Source organism: Rhodobacter aestuarii, from assembly GCF_900156655.1.
Taxonomy (GTDB): Bacteria; Pseudomonadota; Alphaproteobacteria; order Rhodobacterales; family Rhodobacteraceae; genus Rhodobacter; species Rhodobacter aestuarii.
The window spans coordinates 147639-171798 of sequence record NZ_FTOG01000005.1; the positions used below are offsets into that span (position 1 = coordinate 147639).

Annotated in this window: 23 protein-coding genes; 9 read left to right on the forward strand and 14 right to left on the reverse strand. The window is 62.0% G+C overall.

All coding sequences use genetic code 11. From position 1 onward, the window contains the following. Positions 1 to 213 precede the first annotated feature (213 nt). On the forward strand, positions 214 to 1041 hold the full coding sequence (locus BW967_RS08615; protein WP_076484651.1) for a DUF4167 domain-containing protein: 828 nt from the start codon (positions 214 to 216) through the stop codon (positions 1039 to 1041). Positions 1042 to 1095: 54 nt separating this feature from the next. On the opposite strand, the gene BW967_RS08620 is transcribed toward BW967_RS08615, so the two are convergent. Genes BW967_RS08620 through lptF form a run of 7 tightly spaced genes read right to left on the reverse strand, consistent with a single transcriptional unit; the run spans position 1096 to position 9357 of the window. After that, complete coding sequence (locus BW967_RS08620) at positions 1096 to 1767, reverse strand: glutathione S-transferase family protein (protein WP_076484652.1); 672 nt, start codon at positions 1765 to 1767, stop codon at positions 1096 to 1098. Further along, positions 1767 to 2609 carry a 16S rRNA (adenine(1518)-N(6)/adenine(1519)-N(6))-dimethyltransferase RsmA gene (gene rsmA, locus BW967_RS08625; protein WP_076484653.1) on the reverse strand — a complete coding sequence of 281 codons (843 nt, stop codon included), beginning with the start codon at positions 2607 to 2609 and terminating at the stop codon, positions 1767 to 1769. The genes BW967_RS08620 and rsmA overlap by 1 nt, the downstream gene beginning before the upstream one ends. Positions 2610 to 2648: 39 nt before the next feature. Then, complete coding sequence (gene pdxA, locus BW967_RS08630; protein ID WP_076484654.1) at positions 2649 to 3647, reverse strand: 4-hydroxythreonine-4-phosphate dehydrogenase PdxA; 999 nt, start codon at positions 3645 to 3647, stop codon at positions 2649 to 2651. Continuing rightward, a complete protein-coding gene (locus tag BW967_RS08635; RefSeq protein ID WP_076484655.1) occupies positions 3644 to 4885 on the reverse strand; it encodes a peptidylprolyl isomerase in 1242 nt (413 codons plus the stop codon). Before BW967_RS08635 ends, pdxA begins: the two co-directional genes overlap by 4 nt. Positions 4886 to 4928: 43 nt before the next feature. Then, positions 4929 to 7127, reverse strand: coding sequence for an LPS-assembly protein LptD (locus BW967_RS08640; protein WP_245826494.1), 2199 nt, complete (start codon positions 7125 to 7127; stop codon positions 4929 to 4931). Next, positions 7124 to 8224 carry an LPS export ABC transporter permease LptG gene (gene lptG / locus BW967_RS08645; protein WP_076484656.1) on the reverse strand — a complete coding sequence of 367 codons (1101 nt, stop codon included), beginning with the start codon at positions 8222 to 8224 and terminating at the stop codon, positions 7124 to 7126. Before lptG ends, BW967_RS08640 begins: the two co-directional genes overlap by 4 nt. Then, positions 8221 to 9357 (reverse strand): LPS export ABC transporter permease LptF, encoded by a 1137-nt coding sequence (gene lptF, locus BW967_RS08650; RefSeq protein ID WP_076484803.1) that lies wholly within the window; start codon positions 9355 to 9357, stop codon positions 8221 to 8223. Before lptF ends, lptG begins: the two co-directional genes overlap by 4 nt. 162 nt (positions 9358 to 9519) lie before the next feature. Between lptF and BW967_RS08655 the strand changes: the two genes are divergently transcribed. Both BW967_RS08655 and BW967_RS08660 read left to right on the forward strand, forming a co-directional pair. Further along, positions 9520 to 10986: a leucyl aminopeptidase gene (locus tag BW967_RS08655; protein WP_076484657.1), complete on the forward strand. Its 1467-nt coding sequence runs from the start codon at positions 9520 to 9522 to the stop codon at positions 10984 to 10986. A 1-nt stretch (position 10987) separates the two neighbouring features. After that, positions 10988 to 11440 (forward strand): DNA polymerase III subunit chi, encoded by a 453-nt coding sequence (locus BW967_RS08660; protein ID WP_076484658.1) that lies wholly within the window; start codon positions 10988 to 10990, stop codon positions 11438 to 11440. Positions 11441 to 11489: 49 nt separating this feature from the next. Here the strand turns inward: BW967_RS08660 and BW967_RS08665 are convergent, their stop codons facing one another. Together BW967_RS08665 and mnmA are read right to left on the reverse strand one after the other, a co-directional pair. Further along, entirely contained in the window at positions 11490 to 12062 is a 573-nt protein-coding gene (locus BW967_RS08665; RefSeq protein WP_108188621.1) for an SH3 domain-containing protein, read from the reverse strand. After that, positions 12029 to 13189 (reverse strand): tRNA 2-thiouridine(34) synthase MnmA, encoded by a 1161-nt coding sequence (mnmA, locus tag BW967_RS08670; protein WP_076484660.1) that lies wholly within the window; start codon positions 13187 to 13189, stop codon positions 12029 to 12031. Before mnmA ends, BW967_RS08665 begins: the two co-directional genes overlap by 34 nt. Before the next feature lie 128 nt (positions 13190 to 13317). Between mnmA and sciP the strand changes: the two genes are divergently transcribed. The 5 genes from sciP (at position 13318) to BW967_RS19020 (ending at position 18899) form a co-directional block, all read left to right on the forward strand. After that, the gene (gene sciP, locus BW967_RS08675) at positions 13318 to 13596 is read left to right on the forward strand and encodes a CtrA inhibitor SciP (RefSeq protein ID WP_076484661.1); all 279 of its coding nucleotides are present in this window, start codon (positions 13318 to 13320) and stop codon (positions 13594 to 13596) included. Positions 13597 to 13691: 95 nt separating this feature from the next. Then, complete coding sequence (gene ctrA / locus BW967_RS08680; RefSeq protein ID WP_076484662.1) at positions 13692 to 14405, forward strand: response regulator transcription factor CtrA; 714 nt, start codon at positions 13692 to 13694, stop codon at positions 14403 to 14405. Between the two features lie 88 nt (positions 14406 to 14493). Further along, positions 14494 to 16614 carry an NAD-dependent DNA ligase LigA gene (gene ligA / locus BW967_RS08685; RefSeq protein ID WP_076484663.1) on the forward strand — a complete coding sequence of 707 codons (2121 nt, stop codon included), beginning with the start codon at positions 14494 to 14496 and terminating at the stop codon, positions 16612 to 16614. Next, positions 16611 to 18704, forward strand: a complete 2094-nt coding sequence (gene recG, locus BW967_RS08690) for an ATP-dependent DNA helicase RecG (protein WP_076484664.1) — start codon at positions 16611 to 16613, stop codon at positions 18702 to 18704. The genes ligA and recG overlap by 4 nt, the downstream gene beginning before the upstream one ends. 72 nt (positions 18705 to 18776) lie before the next feature. Continuing rightward, positions 18777 to 18899 carry a hypothetical protein gene (locus BW967_RS19020; protein ID WP_258223571.1) on the forward strand — a complete coding sequence of 41 codons (123 nt, stop codon included), beginning with the start codon at positions 18777 to 18779 and terminating at the stop codon, positions 18897 to 18899. A gap of 188 nt (positions 18900 to 19087) precedes the next feature. On the opposite strand, the gene BW967_RS08695 is transcribed toward BW967_RS19020, so the two are convergent. Together BW967_RS08695 and BW967_RS08700 are read right to left on the reverse strand one after the other, a co-directional pair. Continuing rightward, positions 19088 to 20497, reverse strand: coding sequence for a methyl-accepting chemotaxis protein (locus BW967_RS08695; protein ID WP_076484804.1), 1410 nt, complete (start codon positions 20495 to 20497; stop codon positions 19088 to 19090). Between the two features lie 62 nt (positions 20498 to 20559). Continuing rightward, positions 20560 to 20991 (reverse strand): iron-sulfur cluster assembly scaffold protein, encoded by a 432-nt coding sequence (locus BW967_RS08700; RefSeq protein WP_076484665.1) that lies wholly within the window; start codon positions 20989 to 20991, stop codon positions 20560 to 20562. A gap of 68 nt (positions 20992 to 21059) precedes the next feature. On the opposite strand from BW967_RS08700, the gene hisI reads away from it, so the two are divergent. Further along, positions 21060 to 21422, forward strand: a complete 363-nt coding sequence (hisI, locus tag BW967_RS08705; protein ID WP_076484666.1) for a phosphoribosyl-AMP cyclohydrolase — start codon at positions 21060 to 21062, stop codon at positions 21420 to 21422. Positions 21423 to 21495: 73 nt separating this feature from the next. On the opposite strand, the gene gluQRS is transcribed toward hisI, so the two are convergent. The 3 genes from gluQRS to BW967_RS08720 are packed head-to-tail and all read right to left on the reverse strand — an operon-like array spanning position 21496 to position 24064. Beyond that, positions 21496 to 22332 carry a tRNA glutamyl-Q(34) synthetase GluQRS gene (gene gluQRS / locus BW967_RS08710; RefSeq protein WP_076484667.1) on the reverse strand — a complete coding sequence of 279 codons (837 nt, stop codon included), beginning with the start codon at positions 22330 to 22332 and terminating at the stop codon, positions 21496 to 21498. Continuing rightward, the gene (gene trmFO / locus BW967_RS08715) at positions 22329 to 23672 is read right to left on the reverse strand and encodes a methylenetetrahydrofolate--tRNA-(uracil(54)-C(5))-methyltransferase (FADH(2)-oxidizing) TrmFO (RefSeq protein WP_076484668.1); all 1344 of its coding nucleotides are present in this window, start codon (positions 23670 to 23672) and stop codon (positions 22329 to 22331) included. Before trmFO ends, gluQRS begins: the two co-directional genes overlap by 4 nt. A gap of 41 nt (positions 23673 to 23713) precedes the next feature. After that, positions 23714 to 24064, reverse strand: a complete 351-nt coding sequence (locus tag BW967_RS08720; protein WP_076484669.1) for a DUF6614 family protein — start codon at positions 24062 to 24064, stop codon at positions 23714 to 23716. Between the last annotated feature and the right edge of the window lie 96 nt (positions 24065 to 24160).

Below are 24160 nucleotides of genomic sequence, written 5' to 3' on the forward strand. Positions count from 1 at the left end.
TTAACCGTTTTACGCAATTTCCGTCTTGCACGCTTTGTCGTGAAGTGTTTACTCAGCGCTGTGCCCGGGGCGCTTTCGCGCACCGCACGACTTCAGCTTACACCTCGGATCCGGTCAATGCAGCGCAGGCTGCGGCTTGCTCCGATGGCGGGCTCCCGTTCCAAGGTTCCCGGCCCAGACCACCGCCCTAAAGGGCCCAACAGACGCAGGCTCATGAGATCCTCCAAGTCCCGTTCGCGCAACAAGTCGAACCGTCAGCGCAGCATCGGCAATGTCATCAACCGTGTCTTCGACAGCTCCGGCCCCGAAGGCAAGGTGCGCGGCACGCCGCAGCAGATCATTGAGAAATATCTGGCGCTGGCCCGTGACGCGCAGTTGGGCAACGACCGCGTGGCCGAGCAAAACTTCTTGCAGCATGCCGAGCATTACACGCGCATGCTGGGCGAAGCGCAGCGCGAATTGGCCCGTGAACAGGAAGAGCGTCAGCGCAACTTCCAAAACAACAACGGTCAAAACGGCGGCCAGAATAACGGCCAAAACAATGGCCAGAACGGCAACCCGCGCAACCAAAACGAGGGTGGTCAAGGCGGCCAACAGGGCAACCGTGACCGTGGCGAGCGCGATCAAGTCGCTGCGCAAGGCACGGGCGAGCAGCCGCGCTATGACGGCGCTCCGGTGATGATGCCCGATTTCTTTGCCGCGCCGGAAAGCGTGACCGAAGAAGGCTCGGGTCTTGTGGAAACGCCCGAGGCGCGCCAATCGGCGGCGCCGGAAGCGCCGCGCTCCGCACCGCGCAACCGTCGTGTGGCCCCTGAGGCCGCCCCGGTGGAAGCGCATGCTGAGGCTCCTGCCGCGCCCGAAGCGCCGGCTGAAAGCGCCGAGGCAAGCGAGAATGAGACGACTGAGGCCAAACCGGCCAAGACGTCGCGTCCGCGTGCACCGCGCAAACCGAAGGCCGAAGGCGCCGCGCCCAAGCCGCGTGCGCCGCGCGCGAAGAAAACCGCGCCCGACGCCCCGCCAGAGGCACCTGCGGCAGAATAAGCCAAGCTTTTCAGTAATAACCGCGCCGCGCCCGATTTGGGCGCGGTTTTCAGTTCAAAGCGCCACGCCCTCGGGCGGGTCGGGCGGCGCGGGCGCGGTGAAGGGGGCGGGGGCCATGCCCTCGGCCCGGCACAGCGCCGCCACCGAGTTGCGCCCCTCCCAGTCCCGCGCCATCGCCGCGACGGCGGGGTAATCGGCGAGCGCAAACCAGCCCTCGGGACGCGCGTAAAGCACCGACCAGCGCAGAAACGCGACCACATAGGCGCCCAGCACCGAGGGCGCGGCAAAAAGCGCCGGCCGCTCGGCGCAGGCGGCCTCGATCAGCCGCAGCGCGGCGGTAAAGCGCGTGCGGGTATGGGCAAGATGGGTCTCCCGGCCCGCCTCGTCGGCGTAAAGATGGGGGTAGAACAGCGCCCGCATTTCCGGATGGGCGGTGTTCGACAGGAAAAACAGCCATTGCAGGAACAGCCCGCGCGGCACCGCAGGCGCAAGCTGCGGCGCCTGTTCGCTGAGCCACAGCAAGATCGCCCCGGTCTCGGCCAGCGGCCCCTCGGGGGTGACGAGCACCGGGATCCGCCCGGCCGGGTTGAGCGCGCGGAAAGCGGCACTTTGCTGCGCATGGGTGGATCGGTCGACAAGCGCGGTGGTGTAGCCCAGCCTTGCCTCCTCGAGTGCAAGGCGCACGATCAGGCTGGCATTGTCGGGGGCGTAATGCAGCACCAGCATCAGCCGCGCGCCAAAAGCCGAGCGAGGGTGCAGAATTTTTCAAGGCTCACCCGTTCGGCGCGTTCGGTGGGGGCGATGCCTGCCTCTTCTAGCATTGCCTCAATACGTGGGTGCACGCCTTTGAGCGAGGCACGAAGCATCTTGCGGCGTTGGTTGAAGCCCGCAGCGACCACGCGCTCCAGCACCTTGGCATCGGCCTCAAACCGGGGCGCGGGCAGCGCTTTGAGATGCACCACGGCCGAATGGACCTTGGGCGCGGGTTGAAACGCCTCCGGTGGCAGATGCATGACGATTTTTGCATCGGTGCGCCACTGCGCCAAAATCGCCAGCCGCCCATAATGATTGTCGCCCACCTTGGCGGTGATGCGCTGCGCGACTTCTTTTTGGAACATCAGCGTCAGGCTGTCCCATGCGGGGGGCCATGTGGGCGGCGTGAGCCAGCGCACCAAAAGCTCGGTCCCCACATTATAGGGAAGGTTCGCAGCAATTTTGTAAGGCGTGCGCAGATGGGCCGTCACATCCACCGCCAAGGCATCGCCTTGCAGCACCTCGAGCCGATCGGGGTAATGCGCGGCAATCTCGGCCAGCGCAGGCAGGCAGCGGCTGTCTTTTTCCACTGCCAGCACCTTGCGCGCGCCCTCGGCCAAAAGGCCCCGCGTCAGCCCGCCGGGGCCGGGGCCAACCTCCAGCACATCGCAGCCCGACAGATCGCCCGCACAGCGCGCGATTTTCGCGGTGAGGTTGAGGTCCAACAGAAAGTTCTGGCCGAGCGATTTCTTCGCCACCAACTCATGCGTGGCAATCACCTCGCGCAGGGGCGGTAGCCCGTCAATCGCCGCCATCAGCCGGTTCCTTTTCTTCTGCTTTCCGTCGCGCGGGCCTTAGCCGCGCCGCGCCAAGCCCATTTTTTGCGCCATCTTCAGCGCTGAAATCAAGCTGGCGGGGCTGGCCTTGCCGGTGCCCGCAATATCATAGGCCGTGCCATGATCGGGCGAGGTGCGCACGAACGGCAGCCCCAAGGTCACATTCACACCGCCATCAAAATCAAGCGTCTTGATCGGGATCAGTGCTTGGTCGTGATAGGCGCAGATCGCCCCGTCATAGCGCGCCCGTGCGGCGGGGTGGAACATCGTATCGGGCGGCAGCGGGCCGGTGACGGCATAGCCTTCTTTGCGCAGGCTTTCGACCACGGCGCCGATCCACTCCATTTCCTCGCGGCCCATCGCGCCGCCTTCGCCCGCATGGGGGTTGAGGCCTGCCACGGCAAGGCGCGGATTTTCCAAACCAAAATCGCGGCGCAACCCCTCAGAGGTGATCCGCACCGTCTCGCGCAGAAGATCGGGGGTAAAGGCCGTGGGCACATCGCGCAACGCAATATGAATGGTGGCGGGCACCACGCGGCAGGGCGGGGTGACGCGCTCAGAGGCGAGCATCATCACCACTTTCGCGCCGCCAGCGAGATGCGCAAGATATTCGGTATGGCCGGGGAAGCTAAACCCGGCCCCGTCTTTGAGCACGCGTTTGTTGATCGGCGCGGTGGTCAGCGCCAGCCCTTCGCCACGCATCACCAAGGCCACCCCTCGCGCGATCACATCAATCACGGCTTGCGCATTTTCCAAGTTTGGCTCGCCCGGCAGCGCCGCGCTGGGGAAGGCATGAGGCAGCACGCAAAGCCCGTTGCCCGCTTGGGTCATCGCCTCTGCAGGATGGTCGATTTCGCGCATTTTTGTGCCACGGGGCAAATGCGCGGGATCGCCAATCCAGACAAAGGGCAGGGCGGCACCAAGCGCTTCCCAGGCTTTCACGGCGAGTTCGGGGCCAACGCCTGCCGGGTCGCCACAACTCAAGATCACCGGGGCTTCGGCGGTTGATCTGCTCATGGCCGCACGATCACGGCTTCGGCTTTCAACTCGTCAAGCAGCGCATCCGCCATCACGGCGACGCGTTGGTTCACGATCTGGTTGCGAACGGCATCGGTCGACGGTCCGGTTTCGCCCAAAGCGGTGTTGATGGCACGGCCACGGTCGCACAGCATCACCAGCACGTCATTCGGGCCACGGCGCAGCACCTTGGTTTCCCCGGCATCAAGCCGGGACACGGCCGCAGCAACATCGGCGGGCAATTCGCCGCGACGCGCGCCTTCAACACGTTCCAAACGTTCTGCGGGCAGGTCGCGCGCGACGGAATAGAGATCATCGCAGGTATTGGCATCCGCCGCGACTTTGGCGGCGAGGCTTGCAGTTTCTTCCGCCCCGGTGGCGCCCAAAAGCAGCGTCGCATAGCCCACGGCTTGCTCGCCCGGCGCAACATCACCACCTTCATCAATCCCGCGCATGAAGAACACCGCGACAGCATTCGGCATCGACAGCGGCGCTGTGGTGCGGCCCGGACGCAGGTTCATCACCGCCCCGCGCACTTCGGCGGGCAGCCCCTCGATCGGCATCCAGTCAAGCTGACCACCTTTTCGCGAGCTGGTCGACGAAGAAATCTCCCGCGCCACCTCAGCAAATTCTGCTTCCGTGCGAGCGGCCGAGGCGCGGCGGGCTTTTGCCATGGCTTCGGCTTCACCGCCACCACCCACGCGGACGATCACTTCCGAGAGCAGCACTTGCGTCATTTCCGCTTTTGGCGTCTCAAGCGCCAGCGCGCGCGCGACATCGGCATCGGTCGCTTGAATGCGGCCCGCGAAATGCGCTTTCACCACTTCGCGCCAAATCATCCCGGCGGCCACAAAATCGCGATAGGTTTGGGCATCCACCCCGGCTTCGCCCAACGCCTTGACGAATTCTTCCGCCGTGAGGTTTGCGCGGGCGGCAAATTCGCTCATGCCCTGTTGCACCGCACCCGGTGCCAGCGAGATGCCATCGGCGCGGGCTTTCCACATCCGCAGACGGTCTTCAATCAGCGCATCTTCGGCTTGTTTGCGGATATCGCCTTTGGCGCCCAACAGCTCCATGAAGCGCGTGCGTTGCGCGATTTCATAGCCGGTGATGCCAAGGTTGTTGACGCGGATCACTGGGGCGAATTGCGAAGATTGCGCCTGTGCCATCGGGGCCGCGCCCGTCACCAGCGAGAGGGCCAGCAGGGGTGCGAGAAGCAAGGAGAAATGCCGTTTCATCCGTTCCGTCTTCCATTCGTCATGCGTGGTGGCCGCGGCGCATTTAGCGTCTGCAGACCCGTGTCGGCCCATCGGTTCTGCTTTGCGCGCCAAAGCCCGCAAGCTGCACCGAAAGGCCGAAGTCGGTTTCGGGCTCCACACTAGTGGAGGAAGTGAACCGACGCGAGAGAGAAAGATCGACGGTGACGCATTCGTTGGCATATTGCAGCCCGAATGCGGCGCGCGCGGCGCGGTCCACCGTCAGATCGTAGCGCGTCGAGAAGGTGGAGCGCCAGCCGGGGGTCCAATCCCACCCGGATTCCAGCAGCAATTCCGAGGTTTTGACATTGGCGGGCGTGGCTTCCATCCACAGATAGCCCGCCGCGAATTGTGTGCTGTCCCCAAAGTATGCCATGCGCAATTCATCGCGTGCGAAGTCGAAATCTTCGTCAAAAAGCGCGCGGTTCGAAAGCAGCAAGCCGCCTGCCGTGCTCAGATGCGTGGCAAGCAACCAGTCCGAGCGCTTGCCCGAAAGGCCGGAACCCGCAGGGAATTGGCCGAGATCATCCAGCCGATAAATCCGCCCCGCGGTAAGCCCCAAAGACCAGCCCGAGGCATCGTGCCGGGTCCAGCTCAGGCCAAGGTTTGCGCGCGCGCCTTGCTCGCGCAGATCGGCGCCGGGGTAGCGCGAGAGCGAGAACAAATTACCCTCGTCATATTCGGTGAGCCAGCTGTCTTCATTGGGCAGGTCTTTGACGTTTTTGCCCGCCCAGATCAGCTGCACCACCGGCTCGATGACCTGTGCGGCGCGGCCGGAACTGGCAACCCACGGCCAGCGCAATTCCACACCGATGGAGGGCAGGCTGCGCAGATGATTGCCGCTGAACTGGTCATCTTCTTGCACGGCGACACTGTCAAAGGCCAGTTGCCCTTCAACCGCACCGATAAGCCCCCCGCCCAACAGCCAATTGCGCCGCCAGTCCGCCACAGCCGAAAGCCGCAGCATATCGCGGCCATCGGCCATGCCATCGCCGTCGAGATCAAGCTCCTCGCTTGAACCGCGCAGATGCGCGTGCAGCCCTGTGGTAAAGGTCAACTCGCCACCAATCGTGTTCGGGTGAAACACTTTGGTCCAGCTTGCATCGCCTGACAGCATCGGCTCGGTCGTGTTGCTCTCGCCGTCGCGCAGACTGTAGGTGTTGCCGACGCGCGCCCAGACCACCTCATCGGCGCGCACGCGTTGCAGCGTCAGGCCAGACCAAAGCCGGTCATCATCGGATACGTCGTAATTGAGCAGATAGGATTGGTCCGACACCGTGCGCAGTTGGAAGCTCAGCTTGAAATCATTGCGCAGCGCAAATTGGCCATCGGCAAACAAATAGCCGCGCGTTTCGCCGGGGCGGATCGAATCTCGGCTCACGGCGCCTTCGATCTGGTAGGCCCCCCAATCGAGCGCGCGGCGGTAGCGCAGCCCCAGCGTGCTGGTGTGGCCGCTTGCAAAATAGGGCGTAACGGTCAGGTCCGCCGAGGGGCCAAGGGTGATGAAATAGGGCACCTTCAACCCGGGTCCGAGTAGCGAGGTGGTGCGGAATTCGGGCTGCAAGAAGCCGCTCATCCGCTCCACCGTCGGGTCGGGCATGCGCAGTTTTGGCAGCCACAAAAGCGGCACGCCCATGGCGCGGAACTGCGCTTGGTCAAAGATCAGCTTTTGCTGCGCTTGTTCATGAGTGATCGTGCGGGCGCGGATTTCCCAAAGCGGTGTGGGGTCATTGGCGCAAATGCGGCACGAGGAGGCCACCACTTGGCGCAAAATGGTGCGGTTGCCATCTTGGCGCTCTAGGCTATTGGCGGCGAGTTGTAACTCGCGCGACAGCACCATACGCGCGCCAAGCATCACCCCGTTTTGCAGATCCCGGCTCAGTTCGGCTTGGTCGGCCACGATCACCGATCCGGTTGCGCCCGGTTCGACCATGCGAATGGGGCCTTCAATGGTCAGAAGGTCTTTGGCTTGGTCATAGACAAGGCGCGTCGCGGACAGGCGATGCTCGTGCCAGTAAACCTCCACATTGCCTTCTGCGATGATCTCGTTCGAGGCATTAAGACGAATGCGGTCGGCCAGAAGCGTGGCGGCATCGGAAACCGGCGCCGTTGCAGGTGGAATGGCGGGCAAATCTTGCGCATGCAGTGGCGCGAAAGAGGCGGTCATCCCGATCAGCGCAAGCGCTGCGGTGGTCCGGGTCCAAGAGGGCACGCGGGCCATCATCCTTCCTCCTGTTGCAAGAGCCAAGCCAGCGCCAGCATCGCGGCGATTGCGGGCGGAGCCCATCCGGCCAAGGCCGGGGGAATCTGCCCGTTATCGCCCAGAACCTGCGCCATATTGCGCAAGAAGAAAACCGAAAGCCCCGCCAAAAGCGCCATCAAAACGCGCCCGCCGGTGCCACCAAAGCGCGCATGGCGCATGGTGAACCCCGCCGCAAGAAGCACCATCGCCGCCATCATCAGCGGTTGCGACAGTTCTGCCTGCAACCAGACCAAATGGCGCCTTGCGGAAAAGCCCGCCTCTTCCAAGGCCGAAATGAAGCTAGGCAATTCCCAGATCGGCACGGCCGAGGGGGCATCGAAACTATCGGCAATGCTTTTCGCGGTCAGGGTCGAGGGCAGCAAAAGCTGGTCGTGATGCGTCGCGTCGCGCTCCGGGTTGGTGGAGGTGCCCAAGGGCCAGTCTTTCGCGTCGCGCAAATCCCAAGCGCCGGGGCCAAGCTGTGCCGAAGCCGCATCAAGCCGGCGGATCGGGCCGCGCTCCGCATCAAAAACAAGGAAAGTCACATCATAAAGCGCGGTGGCATCGGTGTTGCCGCGCAGCGCATGAATGACCGCCTGCCCGCCATCGGCGGTGCCTTGGCGCATCCAGATCCCTTCACGGCTGACAGAGATCGTCTGCGTTCCTTCGGCCCGCATCTGGCCTTCAATTTCTTCGGCGCGCTGCGTTGTTGCCGAAACGATCGGATTGCCGACCATCACCAAAACCACGCCCAGCAAAAGCGCCACCATCACCGGGGCCATCAGCATGCGGAGCGCCGAACGGCCCGCTGCGCGGATCACAACCAGCTCTGACGAACGCGCAAGCCCCAAGAACAGCACCACCGCGGCCAGAACAGTGATCAGCGGAAAGATCGAATAGAGCGTTTTCGGCAGGCTCAGTGCGGCAAGCGTGGCGGCATCGGCCAGCCCGCCTTGCTCGGCACTGATCGAGCGGATTTTCTCGACGATCTCGATCAAAAACAGCACGCCAGCAAAGGCGCCCGCAACAATCCCAAGTGCGCGCAAAAAGCGCTGCGCGATGTAAAGCGAAAGCGTCATGCCGTGCTCTCCGCTTGGGGGGCGCGGCGAGAGCGGTGCGGATGCGGGCGCCCGGCCCACCACAAAAGCGCACATCCCGCCACAAGCCCAATCAGCGGCGGCACATAAACGAGCGCCCAAAGCTCTGGATTGGCGCGGGTCGCCGACGTGGCGACATTGACAAGCGTCTGCAACCCGATCAGGCCGACCAAGGCGCCTGCGATTTGCGGCCAAAGCCCAAAGCGCGAAAACCCACCCAAGAACATCGCCGCCGCAGCAAGAAGCGCGGCGACAGGGGCCATCAACGGCTGCGCCAAACGGTCGTGAAGCTCCAGCCGGGCTTCAGCTTCCGTCGATCCGGTCACGGACAAAAGCGCGGGCGTCGGCGCGATCAGGTTCCAACTGGGCACCGTATCCAGATTAGGCGTGAAGCCGCGATTTGGCCCCAGCGCGGAGGCCAGATCATAGGTGAAATTGGCAAAACGGGTCTGGGCAAGCGACATATCGCGCTTGCGCAGCGTCTGTGCCACGCCATCAAACATGACAAGTTTCGGCCCCGCCTCGGCGGGCACGATCAGCGCCTTTTCTGCCGTATAGATCGTTTCGAGCCCCGGCGAGCGGGCATCATAAAGGAACAGATCCAGCAATTCGCCAAGCTCAGAGATTTGCCGAATATACAGCGTCAGCCCCGGTGCGGGGCTTTCAAAGCTGCCCTCGGTCAGGAATTTTGCCGTCAGATCCTGCGAAACCTGCGCTTGGCGCGCATCAAGGCGCGATTTCGACGCGGGCACGAGCACATGCACCAAAACGAGCATCATCAGCGCCACGATCAGCCCAAACATCGCCACCGGGCGGGCGAGCCGCCACGGGCTGGCGCCCGCAGATTGCATCACCACAAGCTCAGATTCGCCTGAAAGCCGGTTGATCGCGTAAAGCGTGGCGGCGAAAGCCGCGACCGGCAGCACAAGACGGATCGCGTTTGGCAGGGTGAGTGCCGTGAATTCGAGCACGACCCAAGCGGTCTGTCCGTCGGCAATCAGCTTGTCAAACAGCAGCACCGCACGGTTGATCCAATAGACCGACACCAGCACCAGCGCAAAAAAGCCAAAGAGCGCCATGAGCTGGGACAGAAGATATCGGTCCAGTCGTTTCAAATCCTTCATCCCCCCGGATGTTTCACTCTCTCTAGCGCGGGATGCGGGCCGGGGAAAGCCCCGGCTGTGGGCGCATTCGGCCAAACTTGGGGCGAGCGCTATACAAGCGGCGTTTCAGGCTCTAGGCTTTAGCGCAAACCGAAGATTGATGCAGGGAATGCCATGATCCACCCCGTCGCCCTCCGTTTCGAAGCTCCCGATGCCGATGCTCTGGCCGCCCGCGAAGGTCGGCTTGCGCTGATCGTCCCTGCCGAGGGTAAACTTGGCCCGATGGGGCGCAAGCTTGATCGTTTGACGCGTGGCGCCGTGGGCCGGGCCTTGGCGTCGGAAAGCTGGGAAAAGCTGGGCGCGGGGGATGCGCTTGATCTGGGCTTTCCGGGCGGGCTGGCCTGCGAGTCGCTTGCGCTCATCAAGCTCGACAAAAAAGCGGCCGAGGCCGATGCGCAAAAGGCGGGGGCTTGCGTTGCCAAGCGCCTGACTGAAAAGGGCGCGCTGATCGTGGCGGAAAACCATCCGCGCGCAGCCGCGATTGCGTTTGGTTTGGCGCTGCGAGCCTATCGCTTTGACTATCATAGCGAAGAAAAGAAACCTTTCGGCCCGGTGACGCTGATGGTCACGAACCCCGAGGCGGTTGCGGCGGAAGCTGCCCCGCATGCGGCTTTGGCCGAAGGCGTTTTCTTCACCCGCGATCTGGTCAATGAACCGGCCAATATCCTCACCACCGATGACTTTGCTGCGCGTCTGGCGGCGATGCATGAGTTGGGCCTTGAGGTGGAAATCCTTGATGAAGACGAGCTTGAGCAGCTTGGCTTCCGCGCGCTTTTGGCCGTGGGGCAGGGCTCGGAAAGCCCGTCTAAAGTCGTGGTGATGCGCTGGAACGGCGGGGAGGCCGATGCCGCGCCGCTCGCTCTGGTGGGCAAAGGTGTGTGCTTTGACACGGGCGGCATCTCGATCAAGCCCGCGGCGGGCATGGAAGAGATGACGATGGATATGGGCGGGGCGGCTGTGGTTTCGGGCGTGATGCGCACGCTCGCGCTGCGCAAGGCCCGCGCCAATGTAGTCGGCATTGTCGGGCTTGTCGAAAACATGCCCGATGGCCGCGCGCAGCGCCCCGGCGATATTGTCAAAAGCCTCAAGGGCGACACGATCGAGGTGATCAACACCGATGCCGAGGGGCGGATGGTGCTGGCCGATGCGCTTTGGTATGCGCAAGATCGGTTCCAACCGGCGGCAGTGATCGACCTTGCCACGCTGACGGGCGCGATCATCGTCGCTTTGGGCCATGAACATGCCGGGCTTTTCACCAATGATGAAAAGCTTTCGGGCAATGTGCTCGAAGCCGCCAAGCAAGTGGGCGAGGGGGTCTGGCCGATGCCGCTGACGCCCGCTTATGATCCGCTGATCAAATCGCGGTTGGCCGATATCAAAAACACCGGCGGGCGTTGGGGCGGCTCGATCACCGCCGCCGCCTTCCTCAAGCGCTTCGTGCAAGACGATGTGCCGTGGTGCCATATTGATATTGCCGGTGTCGCGCTGCCGCCCGGTGAAACCACGCTCGCCCCCAAAGGTGCGACGGGTTGGGGCGTGATGACGCTCGACCGGCTGATCCGCAACAAATACGAAAGCTAAGATGCCCGCGCTTTTCTACCATGTCACGCAATCGCCGATTGAGGTGGTTGTGACCAACCTTTTGACCCGCGCTTTGGGGCAGGGGTGGCGGGTGGAATTGCGCGGCCAAGACCCGGCGCGGATGGATTGGTTTGACCAAAAACTCTGGCTCGGGGCAGAGGAGGACTTTCTCCCACATGGCATGGCAGGCGGGCCGCATGATGATTTGCAGCCCGTTTTGCTGACCACCGCGCCGCAAAGCCAAGGCCGCCAAGCGGTGATGACTTTGGAAGGCGCGCCCGTCACCCCCGAAGAGGTCGCCGCGCTCGAGCGCGTTTGGATCTTGTTTGACGGGCGAAGCGAACCCGCCGTGCAGGTGGCGCGCGATCAATGGCGCGCGCTGACGGGCGCAGGCGTGCAAGCGCAATATTGGGCCGAAGAAGACGGGCGCTGGCAGAAGAAGGCCGAGAAGTAGACGCCTTTCGGTCTGAGCGCGCCGCTCATTAATGTTGGGGCTCAGATCCTCACGGGCAGGTGGTCACCTGATTGGCGCAGGTCCAATCGGCCCAGCCCGCCACTTTCTGCCCCGCGTAATTGCCCTCGATCTTCACGAAATCGCCCAAGCAGTCGCGCAGTCGCGTGACCTCGACTGCATCGGCCCCCATCCCGATCTCATCAAAGAGCGCCACCACCGGGGCGGCGCGGGAGGGTTCGGCAAATAGTCGGTCGCGGTTGAGCAACAGGCTCACCAGCCGCCCCGAGACCCAGCCCTCGCCGGAAAACAACTGTTGCACCGGCGCGTGGTCATCGCCGCCCATGCCGTAATCGTCAAACCAAGCTGCCTCGATTCGCGTCCAGCCATCTTTCGCGCCGGTGATGCTCACTTCGGTGCCGAGCGTCATCTGACGCCCATAGCGTTGCACCGGGGGCAGCACTGCAATGATCGGATATTGCGTGCCCGGCCCGGTGCGCACATTCAGCCCCGCCGGGTCCGGGTCGGTCGTCCAAGCGTTGAGGCTACATACATGTAGTGGCCCCGCTGCGGCGGCGCTCGCCCAAAGGCTTAGCGCAAGGGCTGCTCCGACGAACCTTTCCATATCCATCCTCCCCCGAAAATGCGGCTGCTGTCTGGATCATAAAAGACGCAAGCCTGACCGGGGGAAACCCCTTCTTCGGGTTCCATCAATTCCACCTCGGCTTCGGTCGCGCTGATCGGGCGAATGATGGCCGGGCGCGGCGCCCGGGTCGAGCGGATTCGCACCGCCACATGCCATTCGGGTTGGCTGTCAAACGGCGCATCGCCCAGCCAGTTGATTTCGCGCACGGGCACTACGGCGGTCGAGAGCGCCGATTTCGGCCCCACGATCACCCGATGCGTATCGGGTTCCAGCCGCACGACATAAAGCGGATTGTCACCGAGCCCGCCAATGCCCAAGCCCCGGCGTTGCCCAATCGTGTAGTGAATCACCCCGCGATGTGTGCCAAGCACCTTGCCTTCAAGGTCGACAATCTCTCCGGGCTCTGCTGCGCCGGGGCGCAACTTCTCGATGACAGAGGCATAATTGCCCGAAGGCACGAAACAAATGTCTTGGCTGTCGGGTTTGTCGGCGACAACCAAACCGTATTTCGCTGCAAGTTTACGGGTTTCTGCCTTCGACGGCAGATGGCCGAGCGGGAATCTTAAGAAGTCGAGCTGCTCTTGCGTGGTTGAAAACAGGAAATAACTTTGGTCGCGCGCGGCATCTGCGGCGGCGTGAAGCTCGGCCCCGTTCGCGCCGATCTTGCGCTGAATGTAATGGCCCGTCGCCATGCAATCGGCATCAAGATCGCGCGCGGTTTCCAAAAGATCTTTGAATTTCACGCGCTCATTGCAGCGAATGCAGGGCACGGGCGTTGCGCCAGCCAAGTAAGCATCGGCGAATTCCTCGATCACCGCTTCGCGGAAAGTGTTTTCATAATCAAGGACATAGTGGGGGAAACCCATCGCTTCCGCCACTCGGCGCGCGTCATGAATATCTTGTCCCGCACAGCAGGCCCCCTTCTTGGCAAGGGCTGCCCCATGATCATAAAGCTGGAGCGTGACGCCGACCACGTCATAGCCCTCGTCTTTGAGCATCGCGGCCACGACCGAACTGTCGACGCCTCCCGACATCGCCACCACGACGCGGGTATCAGCCGGAGCCTTGGGCAGGCCCAGCGAATTCAGTTCCAGATCTTTCGGCATGCAAACAGTCCTTTAACCAGACTGACGAAATATAGGAAAATGCGATCCTTTCTCAAGCCCGACCTAAACCCAGCGTTAAGCCCCGCCCGCGCAGACTGCAGCGCATCAAGGAAGTTGGGGGTGAGCCCATGTATCTGAAAAAAGTCGACGGTCCGCGCGCGGTCACTCTGCCCGATGGCACAATTTTGACCCGCGCTGACCTGCCGCCGAAAGAAACGCGCCGTTGGGTGGCGTCGCGTAAAGCAACGATCGTGCAAGCGGTCACCTTTGGGTTGATTACGCGCTCTGAAGTGTTAGAGCGGTATGGTCTGTCGGATGAAGAGTTCGACATTTGGACCGATGCCGTGAAAAAACACGGAATTGCGGGTCTCAAGGTCACGGCAATCCAGAAATATAGACAACTTTAGGTTGCATTCTGGATAAAATATGTGAGAGTAACTGGGCGTTAACCATTTGCTGCCAAGGTCAAAAGTGATCGAGGGATTAATGCGGAGAACCCAGGATGCGGATTTTGTTGGTCGAAGACGATCCAACCACGTCGCGCAGCATTGAACTGATGCTGACTCATGCCAACCTCAATGTCTATTGCACAGACCTTGGGGAGGAAGGCATCGATCTTGCGAAGCTATATGACTATGACCTGATTCTGCTGGACCTGAACCTGCCCGATATGAACGGGCTTGAGGTTCTGCGGCAGCTGCGTCTGGCGCGGGTTGACACGCCGATCCTGATTCTGACCGGGGCGGATGACACCGAGAATAAAATCAAAGGCTTCGGGTTCGGGGCTGATGATTACATGACCAAGCCCTTCCATCGTGAAGAGCTGGTGGCCCGTATTCATGCGATCATCCGTCGCTCGAAAGGCCACTCGCAATCGATCATTCGCACCGGGAAAATCTCGGTGAACCTCGATGCGAAAACGGTCGAAGTGGCAGGCAAGCCGGTGCACCTGACGGGCAAAGAATATCAGATGCTTGAGCTTCTGAGCCTGCGCAAAGGCACGACACTGACCAAGGAAATGTTCCTCAACCACCTCTACGGGGGCATGGATGAGCCGGAACTGAAGATCATCGACGTCTTCATCTGTAAGCTGCGCAAAAAGCTTGCCGAAGTCACCGGTGGTGAGAACTATATCGAAACCGTTTGGGGCCGGGGCTATGTTCTGCGGGACCCTGATCAGGGCGATATGGACCGTCGCATCGCGGCCAGCGCCTGATCGCCCGACCGCGTTCGTAATTCTCCGCCTTTCTCTGGACGCATCCCGCGGCTGCCCCTAAATCAGGGGCAGTTTCACGGGGGATCACATGAGCGACGCGCATCAAGACGTTGAGCGGCTAAGCCGCGCTGAGGCCGAGGCAGAACTGCCCGGCCTCGTCGCACATCTGGACGCGGCGAATAAAGCCTATCACACCGAAGACGCGCCCGTGATTTCGGATGCGGAATATGATGTGCTCAAGCGCCGTTTGGCCGCGATTGAGGCGCGTTTCCCGGATTTGGCGCGCGTTGATAGCCCGACCCAACAAGTGGGCGCCGCGCCTGCCGATGGCTTTGGCAAAGTGCCCCATGCCGTGCGGATGCTCAGCCTTGGCAATGGCTTTTCCGATGAAGATATCGCCGATTTTGTTGAGCGGATGCGCAGCTATCTGGGCCTTGCGGCGGAGTCCCCTTTGCCCTGCACGGCAGAACCCAAGATCGACGGGCTTTCGCTCTCATTGCGGTATGAAAACGGGGTTTTGGTGCAGGCGGCCACGCGTGGCGATGGCGCGGTGGGTGAAAACGTCACCGAAAACGCGCGCACCATTGCCGATATCCCGCAAAAGCTGACTGGCGCGCCCGAAGTGTTGGAAGTGCGTGGCGAGGTTTACATGAGCCACGAAGATTTCGCCGCGTTGAACGCGCGCCAGTTGGAAAAGGGCGACAAAGCCTTTGCCAACCCGCGCAATGCTGCCGCCGGGTCTTTGCGCCAGTTGGATGCCCGCATCACCGCCGCGCGGCCTTTGCGCTTCTTCGCCTATGCGTGGGGAGTGTTGTCGGAGCCTTTGGCAGCGACGCAATTTGGCTCAATTGAGCGCCTTAAGGCACTGGGGTTTCAAACAAATCCGCTCACAAAGCTTTGCGAAAGCCTGCCCGAAATGCTCGCCCATTACCGCGCGATCGAGGCGCAGCGGGCGACGCTTGGGTATGATATCGACGGGGTGGTTTACAAAGCCAATGACCTTGCCCTGCAAGCGCGGCTTGGCTTCCGCTCCACCACGCCCCGCTGGGCCTTGGCGCATAAATTCCCCGCCGAACTGGCTTGGACGCGGCTGGAGAAAATCGAGATTCAGGTGGGCCGCACCGGGGCTTTGTCGCCCGTGGCGCGTCTGACGCCCGTCACCGTGGGCGGCGTTGTTGTCTCGAACGCGACGCTGCACAACGAAGATTACATCGCCGGTCGCGATTCCAAGGGCGAAGAAATTCGCGGTGGGAAAGATATTCGCGAGGGCGATTGGGTGCAGGTCTACCGTGCGGGCGATGTGATCCCAAAGGTGGCAGATGTGGATCTGGCGCGCCGCGCCCCGGGGGCGGAGCCTTACACCTTCCCGCATCTTTGCCCCGAATGTGGCTCGGAAGCGATTCGAGAAGAGGGCGATGCCGTGCGCCGCTGCACCGGCGGCCTCATTTGCCCCGCGCAGGCAGTGGAGAAGTTGAAGCATTTCGTCTCTCGTGCCGCGTTTGACATTGAAGGCTTGGGCGCCAAGCAGGTCGAGGCGTTTTACAAAGACGGTTGGGTGAAAGAACCCGCCGACATCTTCACCTTGCAAGAACGCTTCGGGTCTGGCCTGCAACAGCTCAAAAACCGTGATGGCTGGGGCGAGAAATCCGCGCAAAACCTTTTTGACGCGATCGCGGAAAAGCGCGCCATTCCGCTTGCCAAATTGATCTTTGCGCTTGGGATCCGCCATGTGGGGGAAAGTTCGGCTCAGCTTCTAGCCACGCATTACCTCAGCTGGGATCGGTTTGTGGCGGCGATGAGCGCGGCGAGTAACTTCGTTGGCCCCGAATGGGAGGAGCTTCTCAGCATTGATGGTGTCGGCGAAACCTTGGGGCGTTCGGTCGTGTCTTCCTTCCACGATGGACCCGAACGTGACGCGATCTTGCGGCTCGCCGCGCATCTCGATGTGCAAGATGCCACCCCGCCTTCATCTGAAAGCCCGGTTTCGGGCCTCACCGTCGTCTTTACCGGCACGTTGGAGCGTATGACGCGGGCCGAGGCGAAGGCACGGGCAGAGGCTTTGGGGGCCAAGGTCGCGGGCTCGGTTTCGGCCAAAACCAATATCTTGGTGGCGGGGCCGGGCGCGGGCTCCAAAGCCAAGAAAGCCGCCGATCTGGGGGTGAAGGTGATCGACGAAGACACCTGGCTTTCGATGATTGGCGCAACATGACGGGCCGCCCCGCCGCGCTGTTCCCGCTTTTTGCCGAGGTGGAAACCCTGCCCGGTATTGGCGCGAAAACCGCGAAAAACCTTGAAAACCTTGGCATCACGCGCCCGCGCGATGTGCTCTTTACGCTGCCGCAAGCGCTGGTGGATCGCCGCCCCGTGGCCAGCCTGCGCGAGGTGGTGCCGCCGCTTATTTGCACGCTCAAGGTGGAGGTGATTTCGCATCACGCCTCGCGCAATCGCTCTGGCCCAACGCGGGTGCTGGTGCGCGATGGCGATGGGGTGGATTTCGCGCTCGTCTTCTTTCATGCGCGCGGGGATTATTTGCAAAAAATCCTGCCTGTGGGGGAGTGTCGTCTTGTTTCGGGAAAGCTCGAACTCTTTGACAACACTGTGCAAATGGTCCACCCGGATCATATTCTCCCGCTCGACGAGGCAGATCAACTGCCACGGTTTGAGCCGGTTTACCCGCTTACTGCGGGCATCACGCAAAAGGTGATGGCAAAGGCGTCCGAAGGGGCGCTGGCGCGTTTGCCTGAGCTTGCGGAATGGATCGACCCGGCTTTGAAAGTGCGCGAGAAATGGCCCGATTGGGCTGTGGCTTTGCGCGCCGCGCACCGCCCCGAAACGCAGGCCGACACCGTGCCAATGGCGCCCGCGCGCTTGCGGCTCGCCTATGATGAGCTTTTCGCGCATCAAATGACGCTCGCACTTGCGCGGCGCGAAGCTCGCCACCCCAAGGGACGCGTCACCAAAGGCAGTGGAGCTTTGGCGCGTAAGGTGCTGGCATCGCTTCCTTTTAAGCCCACTGGCGCGCAGTTTCGGGCAAGCCAAGAGATTGCTGCCGATATGGCCGAACCGCGCCGGATGAACCGGCTTTTGCAAGGCGATGTGGGCGCGGGCAAAACGCTGGTGGCGTTCTTGGCGCTGATGAATGCCGTTGAGGCCGGCGGGCAGGGCGTGTTGATGGCGCCCACCGAAATTTTGGCGCGCCAGCATTATGAGGGCTTGGCCGATTTGGCTGCGGCTGCGGGCGTGCATATGGCGGTGCTGACGGGCCGCGACAAGGGAGCCGAGCGCGCCAAGAAACTTGCCGACCTTGTGGAGGGGCGGATCCAAATCCTGCTCGGCACCCATGCGGTTTTTCAAAAGGATGTTTTCTTTCAAGACCTTCGACTGGTCATCATTGATGAGCAGCACCGCTTTGGGGTGAACCAACGCCAAGAATTGGGGGCCAAGGGCGATATGGCCGATGTGCTGGTGATGACGGCAACGCCGATCCCGCGTTCGCTCGCGCTTGCGCAATATGGCGATATGGATGTGAGCTTGCTCGATGAAAAACCACCCGGTCGCCAGCCGGTGCAAACCGCGTTGGTTTCCACCACGCGGATTTCTGAGGTGGTGGAGCATCTGAAAAAGGCGGTGGCCGAGGGGCGGCAGGCCTATTGGGTCTGCCCCTTGGTGGAGGAAAGCGAGCGGGTGGACCTTGCCTCGGCGCAAGAACGCTTCATTGCGTTGCGGGCCGCTTTGGGCGAGGGCGTGGTGGGGCTGGTGCATGGCCAACTTCCGCCCAGCGAAAAAGATGCCGCGATGGCGGATTTTGTCGCGGGGCGCACGCGGGTGTTGGTGGCGACCACGGTGATTGAGGTCGGGGTGAACGTGCCCAATGCCTCGATCATGGTGATTGAGCGGGCCGAGACCTTTGGCCTTGCGCAGCTGCACCAATTGCGCGGGCGTGTGGGGCGCGGGGCGGCAAAATCCACCTGCCTGATGCTTTATCAAGCGCCGCTCTCTGAGGGCGGCGAGCGGCGGCTGGCGATTTTGCGCGACAGCGAAGATGGGTTTCGCATTGCCGAGGAAGATTTGGCCATTCGCGGCGCGGGCGATGTGATCGGCACGGCGCAATCGGGCCTGCCGCGCTTCCGCATTGCCGATCTGGAACATCAAGCCGGGTTGATGGCACTCGCACAGCAAGATGCGCGGTTGTTGCTGGAAAAAGATCCCGGCCTGGAAAGCCCACGCGGCCAAGCGGCGCGGGCGCTTTTGTGGCTGACTGAGCAGGACCGGGCGATCCGCCTGATTGAGGTTGGGTAGGATGTTCGCAAAATGTTCTTGACGATGCGGGGAGAACATGAGAACAAATGGGCAACACGAAAGGAGAGACACATGCGCCACGCCCTGAACGCCTTCGCCGACCGTAAAACCACCGAGATCGTGCAAGATACTTTGGGTGCGCTGTCACTGTGCATCACCTTTGGCGCGGTGCTGTTTCTGCCCGGCCTGTTCTAAGCTTTTCGCAAGATTGCCTCTTCGGTCGGATGTTTCGGCCAACCGTTCACTGCCTCGCGCTTTTGCCGCCGACTGTCCCAAGCTTCGCGGCTGCCTGTCCCAAGGTTTTACCCAAAAGCGCATACCTGCGCCGCCATCCCTGATGGCGGCGTTTTTTTGTTTGGGTTCGGTGCGTTAGGGCAGGGTGCTTACATCCGATAGGCCAGCCGCAGCCCGCCCCAATGTTTGCCATTCACAAAGATCGGTGCAGAAAGGTCTTTCATCAGCGCAAATTCCCCGCCGCCCATGTCGCGACGGTAGATTTGCAGCAAGAACGGCGCGGTGGATTGCCCGGCGCGCAGGCCAACTCGGTCGTTGAAAATCCGCCGGTTCCGGCAATTGGCGGCGTTCCAAACCGGGTCCACGCTTTGCGGTTGCGAGAATTTCAGGTTGTGGGTCGGCAGATAGCCATTGCGATCCACCGCCGCGCAGAACACGACATCCTGCGATAGGCCGAGCATTCGTTCCTGAACCTCGGGCAAAACAGAATCCGTAAAATTGGTGAAAGGTGCCATAACCTGCGCCGGATCGGTGCCGGGAATGGCCGTGTAGCGGCTGTCAAACAAAGACGAGGCGGCGATCTGCCCGCGTTGGATCGCCGATTCGAAGATTTGGCCAATCTCTGCCGCCGCGCCTTGCGCCGCACGAATAAAGGCATCGTCGGTGGTGGCACCACCCAGTTCCACCGCTTCTTGTACGATGGTCTCCCCCGCAAGAATCAGCGCCTGCGTTTTTTGCGCCGCCTGATGCACCTCGGCGGAGGTGCTGGTCATGCCATCCGCCATGTCGCGAAAGGCGGGGGCAAAGCGGCCATTGGCGGCGTTCACCTCGCCCGCGCGTGCGGTGATTTCACTCACCGCTTCGCGGGTTTGTTTCAGCCCTTCGACCATCCGGCCAAGCGCGGTATCTGTGCCCGCAGCACCTGTCAGCACCGCATTGGCATCTTGCGAGATTGCGCCTGCTTCATCATGGAGCGCCCCAACGGAGGTGCTTAACCCACCAACGGCGGTGCCAATTCCATCGGCAGCAGCAGCCGTTTTGCGCGAAAGTTCGTTGATCGCCTCGGCTACAACGGCAAAGCCCTTGCCGGAATCGCCTGCCCGCGCCGCCTCGATTTTTGCGTTGATCGCCAAGATGTTGACCTGTTTTGCAACAGATTTAATCTCGGCGTTTTCCGATTGCACCTTGATCAGCGTGGTGTTGATTTCTTCCATCCGCGCAATCGCGGCGCGCACCCAAGCGGCAATGGTTTGCGCATGCGCCCCGGTTTCGCGCAATTGCGCCACCGTGCCCTCGACCAGATCCAGCGTTACATCGGCCGAGCGGCTGACGCGGTCTGCGCCATCCAGCACGCGGGTATTGGCATCTTGCACCGTTTCGGCGGCGGAGCGCGCGGTCTGCAAGAGGCTCATCTGCGCGTCAATATGCTGTTCTAAAGCATCCAGCGCGCCTGCCACTTCGGCCACATCGCGGCCAAGCAAGACAGCATCTGCCGCAATGCGGTTGATCCGCGCCGCTGTTTGGGCGTCGTCGGTTCGGGGATTTAGGCTCTGTGTCATTGAAGGCTCGCGCAAGGTCACACCACAATCGCATGGGGGCCTTGCACAAGTGTTAAGGCCGTTTAGCCAGCCCCACGCAGGGCTTTTAACGTGGCATCCGGGGCGAGCAAAATCGAGGCATGGCGGTTGGGGTAATCGCGCGCGGCTTGCAAAACCTCATAGTCCGCAAAAGGCGCACCGGGTACCGGGCCGCCTTGCAGCATTGCGGCCAAAGCATCGCGCAGGGCCTGCACCTCCTTTTCGGTGCGCCCAATCACTTGGGCGGCAAAAATCGAAGCCGAGGCTTGGCCGAGCGCGCAGGCATGCACCCTTTGGCTAAAAGCGGTGATTTTGCCATCCTCCAGTCGCAGCGCCACCGCGATGTTGGAGCCGCACAGCGGCGCGCGCGCGGTCGCCTCATGGCTGGGCGCATCAATCGGGTCGGTGAGCGGAATATCGGCAGCCAAGGCCAGCACCCGGTCAGCATAGAGTTTAAAAAGATCGCTCTCGCTCATCACGGCCCCCGGGCTTTTCCTTGACGTCTCAGAGCGGTAGATAGAGCGCAACCGAGTGGGAGGAAAGCATGGGTTTCGACACAGCCAGCCTGAAATATGACGCGAATGGGCTGATCCCGGCGATTGCGCAAGATCACGCGACGGGCGAGGTGCTGATGATGGCATGGATGAATGCCGAAAGCCTTGCGCGCACGCTGGCGAGCGGTCAGGTGACCTATTGGAGCCGCTCGCGGCAGAGCTTTTGGGCCAAGGGCGAAAGCTCGGGCCATTTGCAAAAGCTGGTCGAATTACGCGTCGATTGCGACCGGGATTGCTTGTTGATGCTGGTCGATCAGATTGGCCCGGCCTGCCACACCAACCGCCGCTCGTGCTTTTACACGGCGGTGCGAGAGGGCGAAGAGGTCGAGATCATGGACCCGATGGAAGATTGACCAAGGCTGGGGGCGCTGCCCCCCAGACCCCCGGGATATTTAAGCCAAGTCGAAGGATAAGCGCTTCGATGGTTTAAAGACCCACGAGGCGACGGATATCGGCGGGGGATGCGCCCTCGGCGCGGTATTTGGAAAGTGCGCGGGCGTCATCGCGTTTGGCGAGGCGTTTGCCTTGGTCATCGCGGATCAGCCCGTGGTGGTGGTAGATCGGCACCGGCAGGCCAAGCAGCTGTTGCAGCGTGACATGGATCTGGGTTGCCTCAAACAGATCTTCGCCGCGTGTCACATGGGTGATGCCTTGGGCAGCATCATCGAGCACCACGGCAAGGTGATACGAGGTGCCCATCTCGCGCCGCGCCAGCACCACATCGCCCACAGTGTTCGTCATCTGCGCGGGGGTGATGGGATGCGTGCCGCGATGCGCGGGGCCGGTTTCTTCAAAAGAACAAGTACATGCCGCCAAATCCATTCGCAGGCGCAGCGCGGCCTTGGGCAAGGGCTCACCGGGTTTGGGCGCGCCTTTGAGCCTGCAAGTCCCGGGATAGATGATCCCATCGGGGCCAAGCGGCGCGCCTTCTTGCGGGGCGGTAACGGCGGCCTCGATATCGCGCCTTGTGCAATGGCAGGCGTAAAGAAGGCCGTCCGCCCAAAGCTTTTCAAGCGTGGCGCGATAGGCGGGCAGGCGGTCGGATTGGCGCATCACCTCGCCATCCCAGCTGATCCCCAGCCAGCGCAGATCGTCATAAATCTGCGCTTCCCATTCGGGTTTGGACCGTGCCCGGTCAATATCTTCGATCCGCAGCAAAAACGCACCACCCGCCGCCCGCGCCATGTCATGCGCCACAAGCGCAGCATAGGCATGGCCCAGATGCAGCGGGCCGGTGGGCGAGGGCGCGAAGCGGGTGATCATGCCTGCGCGGCAAGCCACGCCGTGAATTGCTCCTTAGCGCGGTCGGTATAGCCCTTGTAGCGGTCTTTGCGGCCTTTGCGGCCCCCGCGCGCGGCATCAAGCGGCGGGAAGAGGCCAAAGTTCACATTCATCGGCTGGAAGGTTTTCGCCTCGGCCCCGCCCGTGATGTGGTTCACAAGCGCGCCCATCGCCGTTTCATAACTGGGCGGCGGCAGGGTTTGTCCCTTGATCTCGGCGGCGGCCATCCGGCCTGCCAAAAGCCCCATCGCCGCGCTTTCGACATAGCCTTCCACGCCCGTCACTTGGCCCGCAAAGCGCAGGTTCGGGCGTTGGCGCAGCCGCATCTGGTCATCAAGCAGCGTCGGCGAGTTGAGAAAGGTGTTGCGGTGAATGCCCCCAAGCCGCGCAAACGACGCGTTCTGCAGGCCGGGGATCATTTTAAAAACAGTGGTTTGCGCGCCATACTTCATCTTGGTTTGGAAGCCGACGATGTTGTAAAGTGTGCCCAAAGCATTGTCGCGGCGCAGTTGTACCACGGCGTAGGATTTGGTGGCCGGGTCATGCGGATTGGTTAGCCCCACCGGCTTCATCGGCCCGTGGCGCAGCGTTTCGCGCCCGCGTTCCGCCATCACCTCAATCGGCAAGCAACCATCAAAATAGCCCGCCGTCTCGCCCTCATGAAACTCGGTCTTCTCGGCGGCCAAAAGCGCGTCGATGAAGGCCTCATATTCCTCCCGGTTCATCGGGCAGTTGATATAGGCCTTTTGCTCTTCCTCGGTTTCGCCCTTGTCGTAGCGGCTTTGCCGCCAGGCAATGTCCATATCAATCGTTTCGGCATGAACGATCGGCGCGATGGCATCGAAAAAGGCGAGGCTTTCCGCGCCCGTTACCGTGCGGATGCTTTCGGCCAAATTGCCCGAGGTCAGCGGCCCGGTCGCCACAATCCAATGCCCGTCTTGGGGCAGCTCGGTCACTTCTTCTTCGGAAAAGGAAATCAGCGGATGCGCGCGCAAAGCAGCGGTGACCGCGCCCGAAAATGCGTCGCGATCCACCGCCAAAGCGCCACCTGCGGGCAGGGCGTGACGGTCTGCCGTTTGCATGATCAGCCCGCCCGCGGCGCGCATTTCCCAATGCAAAAGCCCCACGGCATTGCGCTCATCATCATCTGAGCGGAAGGAGTTGGAGCAAACCATCTCCGCGCAATCGCCCGAGCGATGCGCAAAGGTTCCCACTTTCGGGCGCATCTCATGCAGCACCACGGGTACGCCCGCCTGAGCCGCTTGCCATGCCGCCTCTGAGCCCGCAAGGCCCGCACCGATGATATGAAGTGTCTGTGTCATGGCGCCGATTTAGGGCGCCGCGCCCCAAAAGGAAAGCCCGCTCAGATCAGCGCAACACGTTCGCGGCGTTCCGGGTCCGGGAAGGGGCGGTAAACGCCCACCGTGTAAGAGGCGATCATGCCGTGCATCAGCTCGTAATGGCGCATCTCGGTTTCATCGAGGCCCGCAACCGCCTGAAAGGCCCGCTCAAGCGCGGCAAGGTCTTCAACCTCGATCTCCAGCAAAAACGCTTCATGCATCGTGCTGGCGAGGCCCAGCTTGCGCCGCATCAGACGCCAGCCGCCGATTAGGTTGAGCGCCTTCAGCTCCCCCATCCATTGTTCGACCGAAGCGGCAAAGGCGAGGGCCTTCGCGTCACTCTTAAGTTCGATCATGCAGTGGTAAAGGTTCATGCTGTCCTCCCGTAGGTAACAGCACGAAAGCACAAAGGCTTTGAGAAAGCCTTAATCGCAAAGAAAATGGGCAGGGGCCGTGGCCCCCGCCCGAAA

Coding starts and splice junctions, on each gene's coding strand:
- pdxA (WP_076484654.1), bottom strand. CDS start 3,647: ATGAGCAGATCAACCGCCGAAGCCCCGGTGATCTTGAGTTGTGGCGAC.
- BW967_RS08700 (WP_076484665.1), bottom strand. CDS start 20,991: ATGAGCGAGAGCGATCTTTTTAAACTCTATGCTGACCGGGTGCTGGCC.
- BW967_RS08620 (WP_076484652.1), bottom strand. CDS start 1,767: ATGCTGGTGCTGCATTACGCCCCCGACAATGCCAGCCTGATCGTGCGC.
- BW967_RS08660 (WP_076484658.1), top strand. CDS start 10,988: ATGCCCGCGCTTTTCTACCATGTCACGCAATCGCCGATTGAGGTGGTT.
- gluQRS (WP_076484667.1), bottom strand. CDS start 22,332: ATGATCACCCGCTTCGCGCCCTCGCCCACCGGCCCGCTGCATCTGGGC.
- rsmA (WP_076484653.1), bottom strand. CDS start 2,609: ATGGCGGCGATTGACGGGCTACCGCCCCTGCGCGAGGTGATTGCCACG.
- BW967_RS08665 (WP_108188621.1), bottom strand. CDS start 12,062: ATGGAAAGGTTCGTCGGAGCAGCCCTTGCGCTAAGCCTTTGGGCGAGC.
- BW967_RS08615 (WP_076484651.1), top strand. CDS start 214: ATGAGATCCTCCAAGTCCCGTTCGCGCAACAAGTCGAACCGTCAGCGC.
- ligA (WP_076484663.1), top strand. CDS start 14,494: ATGAGCGACGCGCATCAAGACGTTGAGCGGCTAAGCCGCGCTGAGGCC.
- BW967_RS08695 (WP_076484804.1), bottom strand. CDS start 20,497: ATGACACAGAGCCTAAATCCCCGAACCGACGACGCCCAAACAGCGGCG.
- trmFO (WP_076484668.1), bottom strand. CDS start 23,672: ATGACACAGACACTTCATATCATCGGTGCGGGCCTTGCGGGCTCAGAG.
- BW967_RS08720 (WP_076484669.1), bottom strand. CDS start 24,064: ATGAACCTTTACCACTGCATGATCGAACTTAAGAGTGACGCGAAGGCC.
- lptG (WP_076484656.1), bottom strand. CDS start 8,224: ATGACGCTTTCGCTTTACATCGCGCAGCGCTTTTTGCGCGCACTTGGG.
- mnmA (WP_076484660.1), bottom strand. CDS start 13,189: ATGCCGAAAGATCTGGAACTGAATTCGCTGGGCCTGCCCAAGGCTCCG.
- BW967_RS08640 (WP_245826494.1), bottom strand. CDS start 7,127: ATGATGGCCCGCGTGCCCTCTTGGACCCGGACCACCGCAGCGCTTGCG.
- ctrA (WP_076484662.1), top strand. CDS start 13,692: ATGCGGATTTTGTTGGTCGAAGACGATCCAACCACGTCGCGCAGCATT.
- sciP (WP_076484661.1), top strand. CDS start 13,318: ATGTATCTGAAAAAAGTCGACGGTCCGCGCGCGGTCACTCTGCCCGAT.
- hisI (WP_076484666.1), top strand. CDS start 21,060: ATGGGTTTCGACACAGCCAGCCTGAAATATGACGCGAATGGGCTGATC.
- BW967_RS08655 (WP_076484657.1), top strand. CDS start 9,520: ATGATCCACCCCGTCGCCCTCCGTTTCGAAGCTCCCGATGCCGATGCT.
- BW967_RS19020 (WP_258223571.1), top strand. CDS start 18,777: ATGCGCCACGCCCTGAACGCCTTCGCCGACCGTAAAACCACCGAGATC.
- recG (WP_076484664.1), top strand. CDS start 16,611: ATGACGGGCCGCCCCGCCGCGCTGTTCCCGCTTTTTGCCGAGGTGGAA.
- BW967_RS08635 (WP_076484655.1), bottom strand. CDS start 4,885: ATGAAACGGCATTTCTCCTTGCTTCTCGCACCCCTGCTGGCCCTCTCG.